This is a genomic window from Carboxylicivirga litoralis, from assembly GCF_025499605.1.
GTDB lineage: Bacteria > Bacteroidota > Bacteroidia > Bacteroidales > Marinilabiliaceae > Carboxylicivirga > Carboxylicivirga litoralis.
Map to the genome: position 1 here is coordinate 136887 of NZ_JAFMVC010000010.1, position 16977 is coordinate 153863.

Annotated in this window: 15 protein-coding genes; 5 read left to right on the forward strand and 10 right to left on the reverse strand. The window is 37.4% G+C overall.

What is annotated here, in order from left to right:
- Window positions 1-46: 46 nt before the first annotated feature.
- From J1N10_RS11295 to sppA, 3 genes are all read right to left on the reverse strand, one after another.
- The gene (locus J1N10_RS11295) at window positions 47-859 is read right to left on the reverse strand and encodes a purine-nucleoside phosphorylase (RefSeq protein WP_262326811.1); all 813 of its coding nucleotides are present in this window, start codon (window positions 857-859) and stop codon (window positions 47-49) included.
- Window positions 831-1871, reverse strand: coding sequence for a tetraacyldisaccharide 4'-kinase (lpxK, locus tag J1N10_RS11300; RefSeq protein WP_262326812.1), 1041 nt, complete (start codon window positions 1869-1871; stop codon window positions 831-833). Before lpxK ends, J1N10_RS11295 begins: the two co-directional genes overlap by 29 nt.
- Window positions 1872-1935: 64 nt before the next feature.
- Window positions 1936-3684 (reverse strand): signal peptide peptidase SppA, encoded by a 1749-nt coding sequence (sppA, locus tag J1N10_RS11305; protein ID WP_262326813.1) that lies wholly within the window; start codon window positions 3682-3684, stop codon window positions 1936-1938.
- A 150-nt stretch (window positions 3685-3834) separates the two neighbouring features.
- On the opposite strand from sppA, the gene folK reads away from it, so the two are divergent.
- Complete coding sequence (gene folK, locus J1N10_RS11310; RefSeq protein ID WP_262326814.1) at window positions 3835-4326, forward strand: 2-amino-4-hydroxy-6-hydroxymethyldihydropteridine diphosphokinase; 492 nt, start codon at window positions 3835-3837, stop codon at window positions 4324-4326.
- Here the strand turns inward: folK and upp are convergent.
- Window positions 4323-4976, reverse strand: a complete 654-nt coding sequence (upp, locus tag J1N10_RS11315) for a uracil phosphoribosyltransferase (RefSeq protein WP_262326815.1) — start codon at window positions 4974-4976, stop codon at window positions 4323-4325. The genes folK and upp overlap by 4 nt on opposite strands.
- A gap of 48 nt (window positions 4977-5024) precedes the next feature.
- A complete protein-coding gene (locus tag J1N10_RS11320; RefSeq protein WP_262326816.1) occupies window positions 5025-6146 on the reverse strand; it encodes a DegT/DnrJ/EryC1/StrS family aminotransferase in 1122 nt (373 codons plus the stop codon).
- Window positions 6147-6203: 57 nt separating this feature from the next.
- Here J1N10_RS11320 and J1N10_RS11325 point away from each other — a divergent pair, with 57 nt between their 5' ends.
- Window positions 6204-6620 carry a sugar 3,4-ketoisomerase gene (locus tag J1N10_RS11325; protein ID WP_262326817.1) on the forward strand — a complete coding sequence of 139 codons (417 nt, stop codon included), beginning with the start codon at window positions 6204-6206 and terminating at the stop codon, window positions 6618-6620.
- Here J1N10_RS11325 and J1N10_RS11330 read toward each other — a convergent pair.
- Entirely contained in the window at window positions 6610-7557 is a 948-nt protein-coding gene (locus tag J1N10_RS11330; protein ID WP_262326818.1) for a glycosyltransferase family 2 protein, read from the reverse strand. The genes J1N10_RS11325 and J1N10_RS11330 overlap by 11 nt on opposite strands.
- Window positions 7558-7673: 116 nt before the next feature.
- Between J1N10_RS11330 and J1N10_RS11335 the strand changes: the two genes are divergently transcribed.
- The 3 genes from J1N10_RS11335 (at window position 7674) to J1N10_RS11345 (ending at window position 11269) form a co-directional block, all read left to right on the forward strand.
- On the forward strand, window positions 7674-8933 hold the full coding sequence (locus tag J1N10_RS11335; RefSeq protein WP_262326819.1) for an O-antigen translocase: 1260 nt from the start codon (window positions 7674-7676) through the stop codon (window positions 8931-8933).
- A 20-nt stretch (window positions 8934-8953) separates the two neighbouring features.
- Entirely contained in the window at window positions 8954-9886 is a 933-nt protein-coding gene (locus tag J1N10_RS11340; protein WP_262326820.1) for a glycosyltransferase family 8 protein, read from the forward strand.
- 477 nt (window positions 9887-10363) lie between these two features.
- Window positions 10364-11269, forward strand: coding sequence for a CPBP family intramembrane glutamic endopeptidase (locus J1N10_RS11345; protein WP_262326821.1), 906 nt, complete (start codon window positions 10364-10366; stop codon window positions 11267-11269).
- 2 nt (window positions 11270-11271) lie between these two features.
- Here the strand turns inward: J1N10_RS11345 and J1N10_RS11350 are convergent, their stop codons facing one another.
- The 4 genes from J1N10_RS11350 to J1N10_RS11365 form a co-directional block, all read right to left on the reverse strand.
- Entirely contained in the window at window positions 11272-11973 is a 702-nt protein-coding gene (locus J1N10_RS11350; protein ID WP_262326822.1) for a hypothetical protein, read from the reverse strand.
- Between the two features lie 301 nt (window positions 11974-12274).
- Window positions 12275-14083, reverse strand: coding sequence for an InlB B-repeat-containing protein (locus J1N10_RS11355; protein ID WP_262326823.1), 1809 nt, complete (start codon window positions 14081-14083; stop codon window positions 12275-12277).
- A 157-nt stretch (window positions 14084-14240) separates the two neighbouring features.
- Complete coding sequence (locus J1N10_RS11360; RefSeq protein WP_262326824.1) at window positions 14241-14996, reverse strand: succinate dehydrogenase/fumarate reductase iron-sulfur subunit; 756 nt, start codon at window positions 14994-14996, stop codon at window positions 14241-14243.
- Between the two features lie 36 nt (window positions 14997-15032).
- Entirely contained in the window at window positions 15033-16970 is a 1938-nt protein-coding gene (locus J1N10_RS11365) for a fumarate reductase/succinate dehydrogenase flavoprotein subunit (protein WP_262326825.1), read from the reverse strand.
- Between the last annotated feature and the right edge of the window lie 7 nt (window positions 16971-16977).

A 16977-nucleotide genomic window follows, 5' to 3' on the forward strand; every position in this document is an offset into this window, starting at 1 on the left:
AACCAGCCTAACACCAATTACCCTTAAACTATATAACTTAACTCGATTAAATCCTGCTAACTAATTCCTTAATTACTTTTGTCATTTTTGGTTCGGCAGCAGCTGCTACTTCCTGCACCTCTTCGTGCGATACCTCAACTATCTGACCAGGAACGCCCGAATCGGTAATAATTGAAATACCGAAGCATTGCATATCCATATGCCGTGCTACAATTACCTCAGGCACAGTTGACATACCTACTGCATCAGCACCTAAAATGCGGAACATCTTGTATTCGGCTGGTGTTTCAAAAGTTGGACCTGTGGTTCCTACATACACCCCTTGTTTTAAGTCAATCCCATTTTCTGCACCAATTTTAAGTGCTTCTGCAATGAATTTCTTGCTGTATGGTTCACTCATATCCGGGAAGCGAGGCCCAAGTTTATTATCGTTTTTCCCAATTAAAGGATTATCACCAAACATATTAATCTGGTCGTTAATCACCATTATATCACCCACCGCATAGTCTGGGTTAAGACCACCGCTGGCATTGGATACAAATAAGGTTTCAATGCCTAATTGCTTCATCACTCTTACCGGGAAAGTCACTTCTTTCATATCGTAACCTTCATAATAATGAAAGCGGCCTTGCATAGCCAAAATAGGCACATTATTAATCATTCCGAATATTAATCGGCCACTGTGTCCTTCAACTGTTGACACCGGAAAATTGGGTATGTCTGCGTAAGAAATTGACTTCTCAATTTCAATTTCTTCTACAAGTCCTCCTAGTCCTGTTCCTAAAATAATTCCGATTACCGGGTTAAGCTTACTCTGATTACGCAAGTAATCAGCTGTAATTTGAATGGTTTCTAACATAGTTGCGTATTCTATTTTCAAATTTCTCTTGTTCATTAAAAAGCACCTTCAACTCAATTGGTATAAACCAACTTTTCTCCCTGATGTAATCAGGTAGTTTCTCAAAGCGAACTGCATCTTTCTCAGTTGTAACCAATGCTTTGATGTTTTCTCTACCGGCAGCATCAACTATCTCATCAATATCATTTGAAGTAAAATGATGATGGTCGGGAAAGATAAGCTGTTGGTCAACTTTATATTTTATTTTTAGATGATTGATAAAACTTTCTGGCCGTGCTATACCCGCCAAAGCTACAATTGGCATTCCTCCCGAAAAACTCTTTTGATTACCATAACTCACAGCCTTTGGCAAACCATAGCTGATAGTGGTGAAAAATACTTGCTGCTGGCCGGTGGCCTTCAACTTTTTCAACCAAAAGTTTTTGTCCTGCTCCGAAAAATCTTCAGGGCATTTGTTAACCACAATAAGATCAGCGCGCTGCTGGCCATGTTTTGTCTCACGCAAATCACCCGCAGGAAACGGACAGTCTTTCCATAAGGGTCGATTAAAATCAATAACCAATAGTGAAAACCCAGGCTTAACATATCGGTGTTGATAAGCGTCATCCATCACCACCACATCTGTCTGCGTGTTCTTCTGGATGAGTTCCATACCCTCTACCCGCTTTTCAGCAACAGCAACAGTAACATCTGAGAACTTGCTTTTAATCTGGAACGGTTCGTCACCAATTGATTCTGCCGTACTACTGTTGTTGGCTAAAAGTGCTCCTTTTGTCTTCCGTTTATAACCCCGACTTAACAAGGTTAATTTATAATCATCTTTTAAAATTCGAATCAAATACTCTGTCAGAGGCGTTTTTCCGGTTCCGCCAACTGTAATATTCCCCACCGAAATAACGGGCAAAGCATAGCTTTTTGACTTTAGTATTCCCATATCGAAACACTTATTTCGAATCGATGTGATACTGCCGTACAACAGACTAAATGGATATAACAGTTTTCGAATTTTCATTTTCTTACTCTGACACAAAAAACAGCTTGCCACAAGGCAAGCTGCCACTCTATTTTCTTATCCTTTATTTGATTTCTAAATTGTAAGGAATACGAGCTTGAATCTGATAACCATTCTTCAAACTTTCAAGCGTCTCAATATACTTATATTCCTCTCCCATTAACGATTTACCAACAAACATACGCGCTTCACCTGTCAGCTCTTTCATAAACTGCTCAATCGGATCTTCTGCTTTTGGCAAATCAACAATGCGATACTCTTCTAATTCGGCTGCTTCTTTGGCTAGCTCAATGGCCTTATTTAAACCACCAATTTCATCAACCAAGTCAATGTCCAAAGCATTAACACCACTCCAAACACGTCCCTGGCCAATTTCATCAATGGCTTCTTTTGTTGTTTCACGACCATCGGCACATCGGCCAATAAACGTATCGTAACCTTTAACAATATATGCTTGCAGCAGGTCTTTTTCTTCTTTGCGGAATGGACGCGTTAAACTTGGCATGTCGGCAAACTTATTGGTCTTAACTCCATCGAAACTCACACCAATCTTCCTGGTCAATCCTTCAGCATTCGGTATCATACCAAAAATACCAATAGAACCCGTCAATGTTGTTGGGTTTGCCACAATCTTATGTGCTGCACACGAAATATAGTAACCTCCTGACGCTGCATAGTTACCCATTGATACAATGACTGGTTTAACTTGCTGCGCTAACTCTACTTCTCTCCAAATAATTTCCGAACCAAGGGCCGAACCTCCCGGTGAATTTACTCGGAAAACAATCGCTTTGATTGAACTATCACGACGCGCTTTACGAATGGTTTTTGACAATTTATCAGACTTAATACCATCAGATGAAGTTCCATCAATATCTCCCTCAGCATAGATAACAGCTATTTTCTCTTTAATAAAACCCTTGCCGTTTGACACATAAACTTTAGCATATTTACTGCTTGTTACTGCTTCCAGGTCGTCAGATGCATCTACATCCATCAACTCTTTCAGCTCGCCAATTACCTCATCTTTATACTTTAAACCATCAATTAAACCTGATTCAATCAATGACTCGTCAGTGCGAAACATTGGCATCTCATCGGCTAAGGCAGATACTTTTTCTGAACTTAAACCTCTTGCCTCAGCAATACCAGCTTTCACATGATCCCACATTGAGTTGAGATAAACCTCGGTTTGTAAACGTGCCGGCTCACTCATCTTCTCTAACAAAAATGGCTCAACTGCCGACTTAAACTTACCATGCTTGAACACCTGTATCTCAACACCCACTTTCTCCAATGCTTTTTTGAAGAAAGTTCGCTCAGCATACATTCCTTTTAGCTCCAACATACCCGATGGCGTCAGGTAAATCTTATCGGCTACGGATGCCAGGTAATAAGCTTTCTGCGTATAAACAGGGGCATAACTATAAATGAATTTACCCGATGTTTTAAAGTCTATCAGTGCATTACGAATCTCCTCAATAGTAGCATAACCAGTCATTGGCATACCCGATTCCATAACGATTCCTACAATATTTTCGTCGCGTTTCGCTTTTTCGATATTCTTTAGAAGGCGGTTTAAACCTTCAGTTGCTGGTTTTCCTTGTAAAGAGTTTAACGCACTTGATAAATCATCTTCAATAACCCTATCAACAATAGGACCATTGAGATCTAAAAGAAGAATTGTATTTTCGCTAATCGTTACTTCTTTCTCACTAGAAGAAACGATTATTAATACCATTAATATTAAAAACAATACAAATGTTAATGCTCCGGCAAATGTTGCCAATAAGTATTTAAAAAATTTCACCATAATGATAGAATTGAGTTTAGTGGCGTTGATTCGTTCAACATCATTCAAACAAAAGTATTAAAAAAACACTTACAATTATATCTATTAATTTGATTACAAATATAGTGAACCATTTGGTCGGTTTTCATTTCTAAAACGTTAAATTTTAATATGAACAAGCAAATTTTATTGTTAGGTGGTAATCAAGATGATGTCATCAGCTCACTAAAAAAGAGTATCGTTCTACTATCAGAACGTCTTAAAGAGCCCATACTCGTATCAGATTATTACGAAAGTGAGGCCTGGGGATTTGAAGCTGAGCAAAACTTCATCAACCAGGTGGTAGAATTTAATTCCGATTTGGACCCTATAGAATTATTGGATTTCACACAGAAAATTGAGAAAAAACTGGGCAGAAAAACAAAAACCGGAACCCATTACGAATCCCGGCCTATCGATATTGATATTTTATTTTTTAACGATGAGCAAATAACGCTGCCTCGTTTAATTATTCCTCATCCTAAATTGCATGAGCGTCGTTTTACGCTTCTTCCTCTTCTTGATCACTGGGCGACACTAATGCACCCTGTCTTTAAGAAAACGATTACTCAATTAACTGAAAACTGTACAGACGCCGGAATGGTGAGAAAAATAGAAGATTAAATCTTGCTTCCGTATGCTAAATCGCCAGCATCACCAATACCTGGAATAATATATGATTTAGAATTCAATTCTGCATCAACAGCCCCTAACCATAAAGTAACAGGCTCGTCTTTAAACATATTTTGCACATATTGCACTCCTGCTTCACTGGCAATTAATGAGGCGATGTGCACATGTTTCGGCTTCCCTTTTACTAAAAGCGCTTTGTAGGCCAACTCAATTGATGTCCCGGTCGCTAACATAGGATCGCTCAATATCACAATCTTGTCATCTAACGATGGGGATGAAATATACTCAATGTGAATGTCGAAATCACCTCTTTCATTGTACTTGCGATAAGCCGATACAAATGCATTCTCAGCTCTGTCGAAATAATTTAACAAGCCTTGATGCATCGGCAAACCAGCACGTAAAATGGAAGCAATCACCGGCTCTTCATTCATAACGTTTTCCTGTGCTACACCAAGAGGAGTTGTTACATCCTTCACTTCGTGAGGCAATACTTTGCTTATCTCATAGGCCATTATCTCGCCCATACGCTCAATGTTACGACGAAAGCGCATTGGATCAGTCTGAATAGAAGTGTCACGAATTTCTGCAATAAAGCGATTAAAAATGCTTTGCTGTTGATTGAATATTGTTGTTTGCATTTGGAAATTTATTTGCAAAGTAAGGAAAAATTAGGGAGAGTATTCGTGTTATTCAGCATCATTCGGTTTAAATTCATTGAGTGCTTTTATGATAAAATCGATTTCTTTTTCACTTAAACATTGATGTAAAGGAATACTTAATATGGTTTTATGAATTTCTTCTGTCACTGGAAAACTCAAGTTATTTATTTCTTTGTATGCTTCTTGTTTATGCGGTGGAGTTGGATAATGAATCATTGAACCAATGCCCTTTTCAGAAAGAAATTTCATCAAGGCGTCACGATAATTCGATCGGATTACATATAAATGCCAGGAATGTTTCATTTTATCACGAGGCCACTGTGGTAAGACAAGATTTGAATTTTTAATTTCATTACAATAACGCCTAGCTATTGTTCTTCTTCTTTCTGTGATATCGTTCAAATCATCTAATTTGAGATTTAAGATCGCAGCCTGAATCTCATCTAAGCGTGAATTGATCCCCTTAAACTTATTAATGTATTTCTTTGAAGAACCATAATTAGCAAGAGCCTTTATTAGATTTGCCAATTCAGGGTTATTTGTTGTAACAGCTCCTGCATCGCCCAAAGCACCAATGTTTTTGCCCGGATAAAAACTAAAGGCAGCTGCATCTGAAAGATTTCCTGTTTTTCTTCCATTCAATTCTGCTCCAATAGCTTGTGCATTATCTTCGATCAAAAGTAGCCCCTTACTCTTCACTATTCGACTGATTGTCTCCATATCGCAAACTAAGCCATACAGATGTACGACTAAAATTGCCTTTGTCCGATTTGTAATACTAACTCCTATCTTCTCAGGACTAATATTATAAGTATCAATGTCAGGCTCAACCAATACTGGTATCAAACCATTCTCACTAATTGATAAAATAGATGCTATATAAGTATTAGCAGGCACAATCACCTCATCTCCAACTTTAAGTAAGCCCATTTCGATGTAAGCTCTGAAAATTAAACGCAAAGCATCTAATCCATTTCCTGTACCAACAACATAATTACAGCCAATTTGCTCTGACAACACACTTTCAAATCGATTATTTTCTTCACCTTGCAAGTACCAACCTGAGTTAATAACACGGCGAATGGCTTCTTCAATCCTCGACTGATAAGCTTGATTAATATGTTTTAGATTAAGAAATGGTATTTTCATATACAATAATAACTTAATATTTAAGTTTAATAAGCCTAAAGCGATACATTTATAAATATGGTGAATCTAAACAGTTATTATCAGCTAATTACCTTACCAAAAGTAACAGATTCTAGAGGTAACTTGACTTTTATGGAAGGAAATAAGCAAGTGCCTTTTGAGGTTAAACGAGTATATTACATTTATGATGTCCCTGAAAATAAAACACGTGGTTACCATTCTCATTATGACCAGCATCAGTTTTTAATTGCAATCAATGGAAGTTTTGAGGTTGTTTTAGACACGGGGCGAGAACAATGTAGAATAATTGTAGATAATCCAAACATAGGACTACATATTAAACCTGGCATATGGCATGTAATGGAGAATTTTAGTAAAGGATGTCTTCTTTTAGCACTTTCATCTCACGAATATGATGAATCTGATTACATTAGAGATTATAACCAATATTTAAAAGAACAAACTATGCTTTAAGAAATTCGTCTCCTTTAATCAGTCCGTATTTTTTTATGCAAAGAATAAATTTCATACCCCTTATTAACAAAGGTTTCAATTTAATTGTCTTATAGACCTTCAAAAAAGCTTTATAATCGCTTTCTTTATAATAATGATAAGCATAACTCAATGCCCTGTTCTGCATTAACAATTCTTCTGTTTTTGAATCAATCTTTGTCAATTTGGCAAAGAATTGTCTTACTTCTAGAGTTTCCTCTAAAAACCTTAAACGTCGATTGCTATCCTCTGAATGAGATACCGAATGTACATTTACCCTGTATACCGTTGTTGAATCATTGATATAACCGACAGAATTATTTAATGAACATTGCAGAAAAATAGGCCCATCCTCCATCTTAAAACATCCATCATCAAACCGATCTATAAGCAGACTTTCATCAATAATTGATTTTCGATAGCATACTGTTGATGAGCAAATTACACTATTGGAATATATGCCTTGAAATGAACAATTCTGCTCAGCCAATTTCTGACTAATGGTGTTTTTATGATACCGTTTCCCAAATAATTTAGGATACATATACATCGTGTCGTACTGAGTATGAACCATTCCCATATTATCATCAGATTCTAGTAGCTGAATCTGCTTTGACAGTTTATAATCATCTATCCAGTAGTCATCACCATCCAAAGTTGCAATATATTTTCCTTTCGCAGCTCTATAACAAAAGGAATAGTTACCAATTAAGCCTTTATTCTTCTCATGTTGGAAATATCTAATCATAGGATATTTTTGGGCATACTGGGCAATAATATCACTGGTACCATCTATTGATCCATCATCTCCAATAATAAACTCAAAATCAAAATCTGTTTTTTGTCTTAAAACGGACTTGATTGTTCTCTCTATAAAGTCTTTCTGATTATAACAAATAACGATTACTGACAATAACATTCTAAAAGGCTTTTCATTGATGACGGTAAAATGCCATAATTATTGTTTATGTAGGTATTTATTTCAAATATTTACCTATTTCCCTCGTTAAAATAATTGAAGCATTGAATAACAGCATGAAATTAAGCTTTACAAATAATAGGTTACTTACTACTTCAATAAAAAACTCGTCACAAGTACTTGTAAGGGTAATAATTGGCATACTAAACATTAAAATAATTGCCTTATTAACAGGCCCCACCGGCCTTGCCATTGTAAGTCAACTGCAAAATGCCTTACAGTTTGGAACCAATCTGGCCAATACAGGAATTAATCATGGGATAATTAAATGTCTCAGTGAATATCAGGAAAGTCCTTCAAAACGCCAGTTAGTTATTATCACAAGCATACTTATAGTGATAATAGCATCCGTATTCATAGGCTTGTGCTTTGCATTACTCTCAGGCTATATTTCCGAAGTACTATTCCAAAGCAACGATTACATTCTAGTAGTTCGGTTTGCAGGCATATACATAATTACAACATCTCTTTTTAACCTACTTATTTCTATCATCAATGGCATCCAAAAGCTAAAACTGTTTATTACGTTAAATATCCTGTACTTCATTAGTAGCTTTATACTAACAATTTCAGCATTATACTTCTTGGGTTTAAAGGGATTGCTTTGGGCTATATTGTTTCAATCCCTACTTGCTTTAAGTGTAGGAGCCCATATATTGTACAAGCACGGTTACAGGTTTAAACCGTTATTTTCCACTGTTGTTATGCAGAAACTGACAAAGTTCTCCTTAACGGCAATAACGTCCGGTATAGTTACCCCCCTTGTCGTAATGAGCATACGAACTATCTTAACCCATAACCTGGCCCTGCATGAGGCCGGCATTTGGGAAGGGATAAACAGAATAAGCACCAGCTATATTAGTTTTGCAACCTTACCTTTTGGCTATTATTTCTTACCAACATTTGCAAAGTTAAAAAGCAATAAGGAAATCAAACGGGAAATTAAAATAGCACTCCTTACCTTGACCCCCATTTTAATAGCAGGAGGATTACTTTTATATATCCTCAGGATTCCGGTGATAAACGTCATCCTATCGAAAGAATTCCACGAAGCAGCCTATATTATTAAATGGCAGATAATGGGGGATGTCTTAAAAGTGTTATGCTGGCTTTTAGGTTTTTTGCTTATTGCAAAAGAAAAGACAGTAGCTTTTATTGTATCTGAAGCAATTTCAGGCGTACTAGTCGTTTCCCTATGCTACTTTCTTGTTCCCATAATTGGGATTGAAGGCAGCACTTTGGCCTACTTTATTGAGAATATTATTAGTTTTAGTCTTCTTTATATTGTTTTTCAGCATTATTGGAGAAAGGACTAACTTTCACAGAAAGCTCAAATATGAATATACATTTAGTTATTAGTTTTAACGACTCCTTTACGATTCCTGCCGGAGTGTGCATTACTTCTTTAGCTGTCAACGCCAAGCCTGACAGCTTCTATAATATTCACATACTCTTTTCTCGCTCACGCCTTAGTGACAGTAATCAACAGAAGATTCGCAAACTGGAATCACGTTATAAAAACATCTCATTGACATTTATTGATGTTGATGATGCCTTCAAAAATGGATTTGAGATTAGAAATGTGACCATAGAAACCTATTATCGATTACTAATCCCGGCTGTCTTTACTGATATTGAAAAAATCTTATATCTTGATGTTGATACCATTATCAATACAGACCTCAGCAATCTGTTTAATACTGACATAGAAAACTACCATCTGGCGGGCGCACGAGAATTTTTTAATACCACCGAAACTTCTCAAAGCCGATATATTAAAACACTTCAACTTAATCCTACTGAATACATCAATGCCGGCATATTACTGTTCAACCTTAAGTATATCAGGAAGGAATTAGATTCTTATAATGATAAAATACACAAGTTAGCAACCTTAAATCTTACATATCAAGACCAAGATATATTAAATATCATATTCAAAAATAGTATATTATACATCGAACATTCTTATAATTATACATTCCCAAAATTACTTGACGGACTACATATTACAACACCAGACGTAATTCATTATATACTCGAAAAACCGTGGGATACTCCAAGACCATTCGGTGATATCTGGTGGAATTACTACAAAAACTCAATGTTTTTTGATAAAAAATACTACCTCAAGCATCAAATCAAAGCCTTTAAAAACCTGGATACACATTTAAAAATTGGCAGATTATTATACAAACTAGGATTTAACAGACTCATCTCTTTTAAAAGACATATCCATTTTTTATTCAGAAAGATTAGAACAAAATGAGGTTACGTGCCGCTCCATTTTAATTTGTCATACTTGTAGCTAACAAACGACAAGATGAACAAATTAACCTCAACCTTTGCATAATTATTTATTACATTTTATTCCTTTTGCCAGGAAAAAGGCAGTTTTAATATTACCACAGAACCGGAATCAGCTACCCTTGTACTTAACGAGTTTACGGATATTGAAAAAAACAACCCCAGCTACTTTTCCTGATTATAAAACAATGTGTAGACTTCCCCTTTTCAGGAAAAGTTACAATCTCATTTGTCACATTAGCCGCTGGCTTGTGTATCAAACCAAGCCCTCATTTTCAGATTTTTGGGAAATTCGAGTTCGGCACATATAATGAAGAAGAAAACCAGGACACCATCAACCTCTGGAAAGAAAATATAATAAATTTAGCTCATCTGGTGGCTGAATAGGCATTCGTACCGAATTTTAAGCAGAATCCTTATTTTTGCATAAAACAATTGTATGCATAAAGGTCAACTCTCATATCTTCCTCCGATTATTAAACTAATTTTCCTCTTTGCGATTGTTTTGCTGTTTGGAATTCTGTCAGCACTTTTTATGAGCTTAGTGGCAGAACCTGTATTTGGGGTTGACATGCGTTCGCTAAATGATATGACTAGTAACATTGGGTTTATGCAAGCCTATCAAATTCTGCAAAGCATCAGTTTATTTGTTCTTCCGTCACTATTGGCTTTTTATCTATTTTACAATTCGTTCTCACAAAGTATTTCTGGTAAAAATTCATTATCAGCACAATCAACGATAATTACTGTTTTTCTCATTTTTGCTGCACAAGCCTTTATTGCTTACTCGGGGTGGCTCAATCATCAGCTGCGCTTACCCGAGTCTTTAAAAGAGCTTGTAGTTTGGATGACAGAAAAAGAACAAGAATTAGCAGAGCTTACAACCTTATTAATACGCTCCGATAATTGGTGGCAGATTCTTATTACTGTTTTTATGATGAGCATACTACCTGCCCTTGGTGAAGAGTTTTTGTTTAGAGGCTTGCTTCAGCGCGAATTATCGACCTGGTTTAACAATAAACATATCGCTATTATTCTGACAGCTATTCTGTTTAGTGCAGTTCACATGCAGTTTCTAACATTTCTCCCGCGTTTCTTACTTGGAATAATGCTCGGCTATCTATATGTCTGGTCGGGAAGTTTATGGTTGGCGGTTATTGGTCATTTTACCAACAATTTTATGGCCATAGTAGCCTATATGTATCTATCTTCAAACGGGAGCGACTCGCCTCTTAATATTCCAACTGAGAATCCTTTTGGGCTGATGACTATCCTAAGTTTTATGGCTATAACAGGCTGTCTTTATGCGATTAAAAAGACGAGTAATTCAGTAGTTGTAGAATGATATTAGTCTAACGTTTCTTTTTCGTGCTTTCTTAATAAATATACAATACCGTAGTTGGCACATTTTGTACGTTTTTCATCGCCTCCCAAGGTATCAAAATGCGCTTCTATTTCATTCCAAATGGCTAAAACGATCCTATCGGCAACACTTCTTAAATCGGTGACTTTTTCATGCATCTTTTGAGTTGTCACCAACAGATTTTTATGATTATTAAAATACTCCACAAACTTCTCGTATTTAATTTTAACCATAGCAATTGAAGGATTATAAATACGTGAGCCTCCCATCATACCACGCTTTTCTTCTCCTTCAATAACCTGCTTCCCTACCTGAAGAAGCTGTTGCTCTGTTCCCAATTCTGGTACTGATTTCTCATCAATTTCAAAACCATATATCTTTCTCACTTCTGGTTTTATCTCACCCCGAATAATGCAAAAATTCAATACCTGAATAAAATGCGAGACATATAGGCGCGATACCTTAAATTGGTCGCCTAAAAGTTTGCCATATTTTGCCTGTCGCTCCTTGCTAAAATTATATTGTGAAATTGCCTGTTCGTATTGTGGTAAAAATGACTGCAGCTCAAGAAACAACTTTTGGCTAAACGCTAAATCAAAGGGATTCAATTGTATACCTTTCTGCAAAGCTGCTTTTAAAGCGCGCAAACGTGCTTGATCAGTATTTGGAAGGCGACGATATGGCATGTTGTTTTCGATTAAAAGGGACCTGTTCGCATCTAAAAGTAGAAAAAATAACTTCTATTAACAAATACCAACAGATCAATCACTTTACTATTATTAATTTTTATCAATATTTCATTCATCCAATAAACATCGTTGTTCATCAACAAGAAACATTCGTTCATAAAAACGAATTATTTCAATAAAGGTTACTATTTTCTTAAAATCAGTTGAATAAAAATAAAAAGGAAGCCCTCGTGAAACGAATGCCTCCTTAATTTCAAATAATAACGTCTAAGTATTATACTAATAAATCTGAAGATTTTTAGCGTTTAAGAACTTTAACTGTATAAGTCTCTTTTCCTGTTAATTGTAGTAAATAGATTCCTTTTTCAAGATCGGAAACAATAACTGTTATAACTGACCCATCTAGTTTAAATTGTTTAACGATTTTTCCCGCCAAATTAAAAATGGCACCACTTGTATACTGACCATCATAACCAGATATACTCAGTTCATTATTCATTGGTATGGGGTATATGCTAAGACTGGATTTTGCTGTATTGTCCATATCTGTAGCTAGTGTCCATTTGGCCCAAAGCTCAATATCACCAGTTTCTCCGCCAGCAATTGTTGCCACTTCTTGAGTTAATCCTTCATCTTCAAACCAGCCGTCAAAATCAAACCCCGCTTTAGCTGGATCATCCAAAGTTAATATAGATGTTTCGATGGTATAAGTATCAGGATTACCTGCTGCATTAGTAGCATCTTCCATATTATTATAAGTAACAGCGTATTCCAAAATCGTGTATTCAGCAGTGACAGTTAAATCAGCAGTAATATTATCGAATGGCACATCCCAACCGCTGAAGGTATAACCAGTGCGATCTGGATCTGCAGGTGCAGTAGCAGTGCCTCCATAATCCACCGATTCTGTTTTTAATACAGTACTTCCATCCCAGTCTACAAACGTCACCGCGTACTGATTAATGGAATATTGAGCTGTTACGGTTAAATCAGCAGTAATATTATCAAATGGAACATCCCAGCCAGTGAAAGCATAACCAGTGCGAACTGGATCTGCTGGTGCAGTAGCAGCGCCTCCATAATCCACCGATTCTGTTTTTAATACGGTACTCCCATCCCAATCTACAAACGTCACCGTGTACTGATTAATGGAATATTGAGCTGTTACGGTTAAATCAGCAGTAATATTATTAAATGGCACATCCCAGCCAGTGAAGGTATAACCAGTGCGCTCTGGATCTGCCGGTGCAGTAGCAGCTCCACCTCCAATAACTTGTTCTGTTTTAAGAACCGTTCCATCCCAATCCTCAAACGTTACTGTAAAACCATCCTCAATTGTCAGTACTGCAGTTGTCAGTGTTGTTCCAGGAAAAAAACCATTAGTCATTTCACAATAATAGCTTCCCGTTTGTAAAAAACGAAACTGCCCATTCCCAAGATCTTCAATCTGCTCTGCGGTCACTTCTAGTCCACTTTCATTATTGAACCAGGTAAAAACAGTTGCGTTACCATCAAATTCAGCTTCAGATGACCAGTCTAATACATAATTAACTAATTCTGTCTGAGATGCAAATATCTCCTTGCTAGAGCTATAGAGAAATGAACTATATGCAGCCTTGATATAATATATCTCAGAGAAAGCCAGCCTGTTTTCATTACAAAGCAAAGGACTTATCTCATTATTTGTACCAATTTGTATTGAAGTCAGATCGTTATCAGAGCATTCGAGGTAAACTAAATTTGTATTAGTACTCAAATCAAGACTTATCAGTTGGTTTGATGAGCAGACCAATAATATAAGCAGGGGATTGTTACTCAAATCAAGACTTTTAAGCTGATTATCGGAGCATTGAAGTTGTGTAATATTAATAAAATGCTCAATACCAGTTAAGTCAGATATACTTTTACTATTTAAAGTAATTGGAAATAAATAGCTATTAGCTTCATCGATACTAATTTCTCCATCAGCATTTGTATCTACATTTCCAATGTCTAATAGAGCTTGTTTAAAGTTTTCATCTTCAAATTCAATATCTTGTGCTGCTAATACTAATGGCAAGAAAAAGAACAACAGCAATGCCAATCGAGGTAAGTAAAGTTTTTTCATAGGAGCGTATTAGAAGTTAAAATTTAGCTTAAGCGTAACTAAGGTAAAGTATACCCGTTTCAAAATCAACCCCTTCTATCCCTACACATTATTCATTAATCAAAAAAAAGGTCGCTTTATAAAGCGACCTTTAATATCCAATAAGAGAGTGTACTTGTTAATCTGCTAACTTGGCTTTCAAGAACTCGCGGTTCAAACGAGCGATGTTAGAAATAGAAACGCCTTTCGGACATTCTACCTCACAAGCTCCTGTGTTGGTACAGTTACCAAAACCAAGTTCGTCCATTTTCGCTACCATGTTTTTAGCACGACGCGCTGCTTCAACTTTACCTTGTGGTAACAAAGCTAAGTGGCTTACTTTTGCTGAAACGAAAAGCATAGCCGAACCGTTTTTACAAGTGGCCACACAAGCACCACAGCCGATACATGAAGCAGCATCCATAGCCTCATCAGCATCAACCTTTGGAATAGGAATTGCATTGGCATCAGGTACACCACCAGTACTTACTGATGTATAACCACCAGCAGCAATAATCGTATCAAAAGCGTTACGGTTAACAATCAAATCTTTGATGACCGGGAAACCTGCCGAACGCCATGGTTCAATCGTAATTGTTTCACCATCCTTAAACTTACGCATGTGCAACTGACAAGTAGTTACGTCATCGTCTGGTCCGTGAGGACGGCCGTTGATGTATAACGAACACATTCCGCAAATACCTTCGCGACAATCATGATCGAATGCAACCGGCTCTTTACCTTCGTTCACCAACTGCTCATTCAGGATGTCCATCATCTCAAGGAATGAACTGTCAGTTGATACTTTATCTAGTTTATATGTCTCGAAACGACCCTTGTCTTTAGGTCCGTTCTGACGCCAAACCTTAAGAGTCAAACTTATATTATTTTCCATTTTTCTCTGTTTAACTTATGAACATTAATGACCTAATTATTTGTAGTTACGTTGAGCAACTTTAACAACTTCAAAAGTCAAATCTTCTTTATGCATTACTGGTGCTTTATCAGCACCTTGATATTCCCAGCAAGCAGCATAAGCAAATTGGTCATCCTGACGCATTGCCTCACCTTCTTCAGTCTGGAACTCTTCACGGAAGTGACCACCACAAGACTCTTCGCGGTGTAGCGCATCACGCGCCATTAAATCACCAGTTGTAATAAAGTCAGCCAAACGAGATGCTTTTTCCAACTCAACGTTCATACCTTCACCTGAACCAGGGATACGCACGTTGCTCCAGAATTCTTTCTTAATCTCAGCAATTCTTTCGATAGCTTTCTCCAAACCTTCTTTGTTTCGAGCCATACCAACGAAATCCCACATCACTAAACCAAGCTCTTTGTGGATGCTGTCAACCGAACGATTTCCTTTGATAGCCAATAACTTCTCAAATTTCGCTTTCGCTTCACTTTCAGCGTCAACAAATTCTTTTTCGTCACCAGTCATACGAGGTGTAGAAATATCATCAGCCAGGTAGTTCTGGATTGTATATGGCAATACGAAATATCCATCAGCTAATCCCTGCATCAAAGCAGAAGCACCTAAACGGTTAGCACCGTGGTCAGAGAAGTTAGCCTCACCAGCTGCAAATAAACCAGGAACAGTTGTTTGCAATTCATAATCTACCCAAATACCACCCATTGTGTAGTGAATAGCTGGATAAATCATCATCGGTGTTTCGTATGGATTGTCATCAACAATCTTTTCGTACATCTGGAATAAGTTTCCATAACGAGCACGGATAGCATCTTCACCTAAACGCTCGATAGCCGATTTAAAGTCAAGATAGACAGCTAATCCAGTTGTTCCTACACCAAAACCGGCATCACAACGCTCCTTAGCAGCACGAGAAGCAACATCACGAGGCACTAAGTTACCGAATGCAGGGTAACGACGCTCTAAGTAATAATCGCGGTTTTCTTCAGCAATCTGAGTTGGTTTTAATTTACCGGCACGAATCGCTTCAGCATCTTCTTTCTTTTTAGGAACCCAGATACGACCATCGTTACGTAACGATTCCGACATAAGCGTTAATTTTGACTGGAACTCACCGTGTACAGGAATACAAGTTGGGTGAATCTGAGCGAAACATGGGTTGGCAAAAGCAGCTCCTTTTTCGTAAGCTTTGATAGCTGCCGAACCGTTTGATCCCATCGCGTTAGTCGATAAGAAGAAAGCGTTTCCGTAACCACCAGTAGCCAATACCACTGCGTGACCAAAGTGACGCTGGAATTCACCAGTTACCAAATCACGAGCAATAACTCCGCGAGCTTTACCGTCAACCATGACGATGTCAACAATCTCAGTACGTGTATATAAATCTACAGTACCAGCGTTTACCTGGCGCATTAAAGCCTGATAAGCACCAATTAACAGCTGCTGACCTGTTTGTCCTTTAGCGTAGAAAGTACGGCTTACCTGAGCACCACCAAATGAACGGTTGTCTAACAAACCACCGTATTCGCGGGCAAAAGGAACACCCTGAGCCACACACTGGTCGATGATGTCATTACTTACTTCAGCCAAACGGTGTACGTTAGCTTCACGCGCACGGTAGTCACCACCTTTTACAGTATCATAGAATAAACGGTGAACCGAGTCACCATCGTTTGGATAGTTTTTAGCAGCATTGATACCACCCTGTGCAGCGATAGAGTGTGCACGACGTGGTGAATCCTGAATGGTGAAATTCTTTACATTGAAACCCATTTCACCAAATGAAGCAGCAGCCGAAGCACCTGCTAAACCTGTTCCAACAACAATAATATCTAACTTACGCTTGTTAGCAGGGTTAACCAGTTTCTGGTTAGCTTTATAATTAGACCACTTTTCAGCCATTGGCCCTTGTGGTATCTTAGAATCTAAATTCATATCTATT

Excerpts from the sequence above, each read along its gene's own strand:
- lpxK (WP_262326812.1), bottom strand. The coding sequence starts at position 1,871 with ATGAAAATTCGAAAACTGTTATATCCATTTAGTCTGTTGTACGGCAGT.
- J1N10_RS11345 (WP_262326821.1), top strand. The coding sequence starts at position 10,364 with ATGCATAAAGGTCAACTCTCATATCTTCCTCCGATTATTAAACTAATT.
- J1N10_RS11325 (WP_262326817.1), top strand. The coding sequence starts at position 6,204 with ATGGTGAATCTAAACAGTTATTATCAGCTAATTACCTTACCAAAAGTA.
- folK (WP_262326814.1), top strand. The coding sequence starts at position 3,835 with ATGAACAAGCAAATTTTATTGTTAGGTGGTAATCAAGATGATGTCATC.
- upp (WP_262326815.1), bottom strand. The coding sequence starts at position 4,976 with ATGCAAACAACAATATTCAATCAACAGCAAAGCATTTTTAATCGCTTT.
- J1N10_RS11365 (WP_262326825.1), bottom strand. The coding sequence starts at position 16,970 with ATGAATTTAGATTCTAAGATACCACAAGGGCCAATGGCTGAAAAGTGG.
- J1N10_RS11330 (WP_262326818.1), bottom strand. The coding sequence starts at position 7,557 with ATGTTATTGTCAGTAATCGTTATTTGTTATAATCAGAAAGACTTTATA.
- J1N10_RS11295 (WP_262326811.1), bottom strand. The coding sequence starts at position 859 with ATGTTAGAAACCATTCAAATTACAGCTGATTACTTGCGTAATCAGAGT.
- sppA (WP_262326813.1), bottom strand. The coding sequence starts at position 3,684 with ATGGTGAAATTTTTTAAATACTTATTGGCAACATTTGCCGGAGCATTA.
- J1N10_RS11360 (WP_262326824.1), bottom strand. The coding sequence starts at position 14,996 with ATGGAAAATAATATAAGTTTGACTCTTAAGGTTTGGCGTCAGAACGGA.
- J1N10_RS11320 (WP_262326816.1), bottom strand. The coding sequence starts at position 6,146 with ATGAAAATACCATTTCTTAATCTAAAACATATTAATCAAGCTTATCAG.
- J1N10_RS11350 (WP_262326822.1), bottom strand. The coding sequence starts at position 11,973 with ATGCCATATCGTCGCCTTCCAAATACTGATCAAGCACGTTTGCGCGCT.
- J1N10_RS11355 (WP_262326823.1), bottom strand. The coding sequence starts at position 14,083 with ATGAAAAAACTTTACTTACCTCGATTGGCATTGCTGTTGTTCTTTTTC.
- J1N10_RS11335 (WP_262326819.1), top strand. The coding sequence starts at position 7,674 with ATGAAATTAAGCTTTACAAATAATAGGTTACTTACTACTTCAATAAAA.
- J1N10_RS11340 (WP_262326820.1), top strand. The coding sequence starts at position 8,954 with ATGAATATACATTTAGTTATTAGTTTTAACGACTCCTTTACGATTCCT.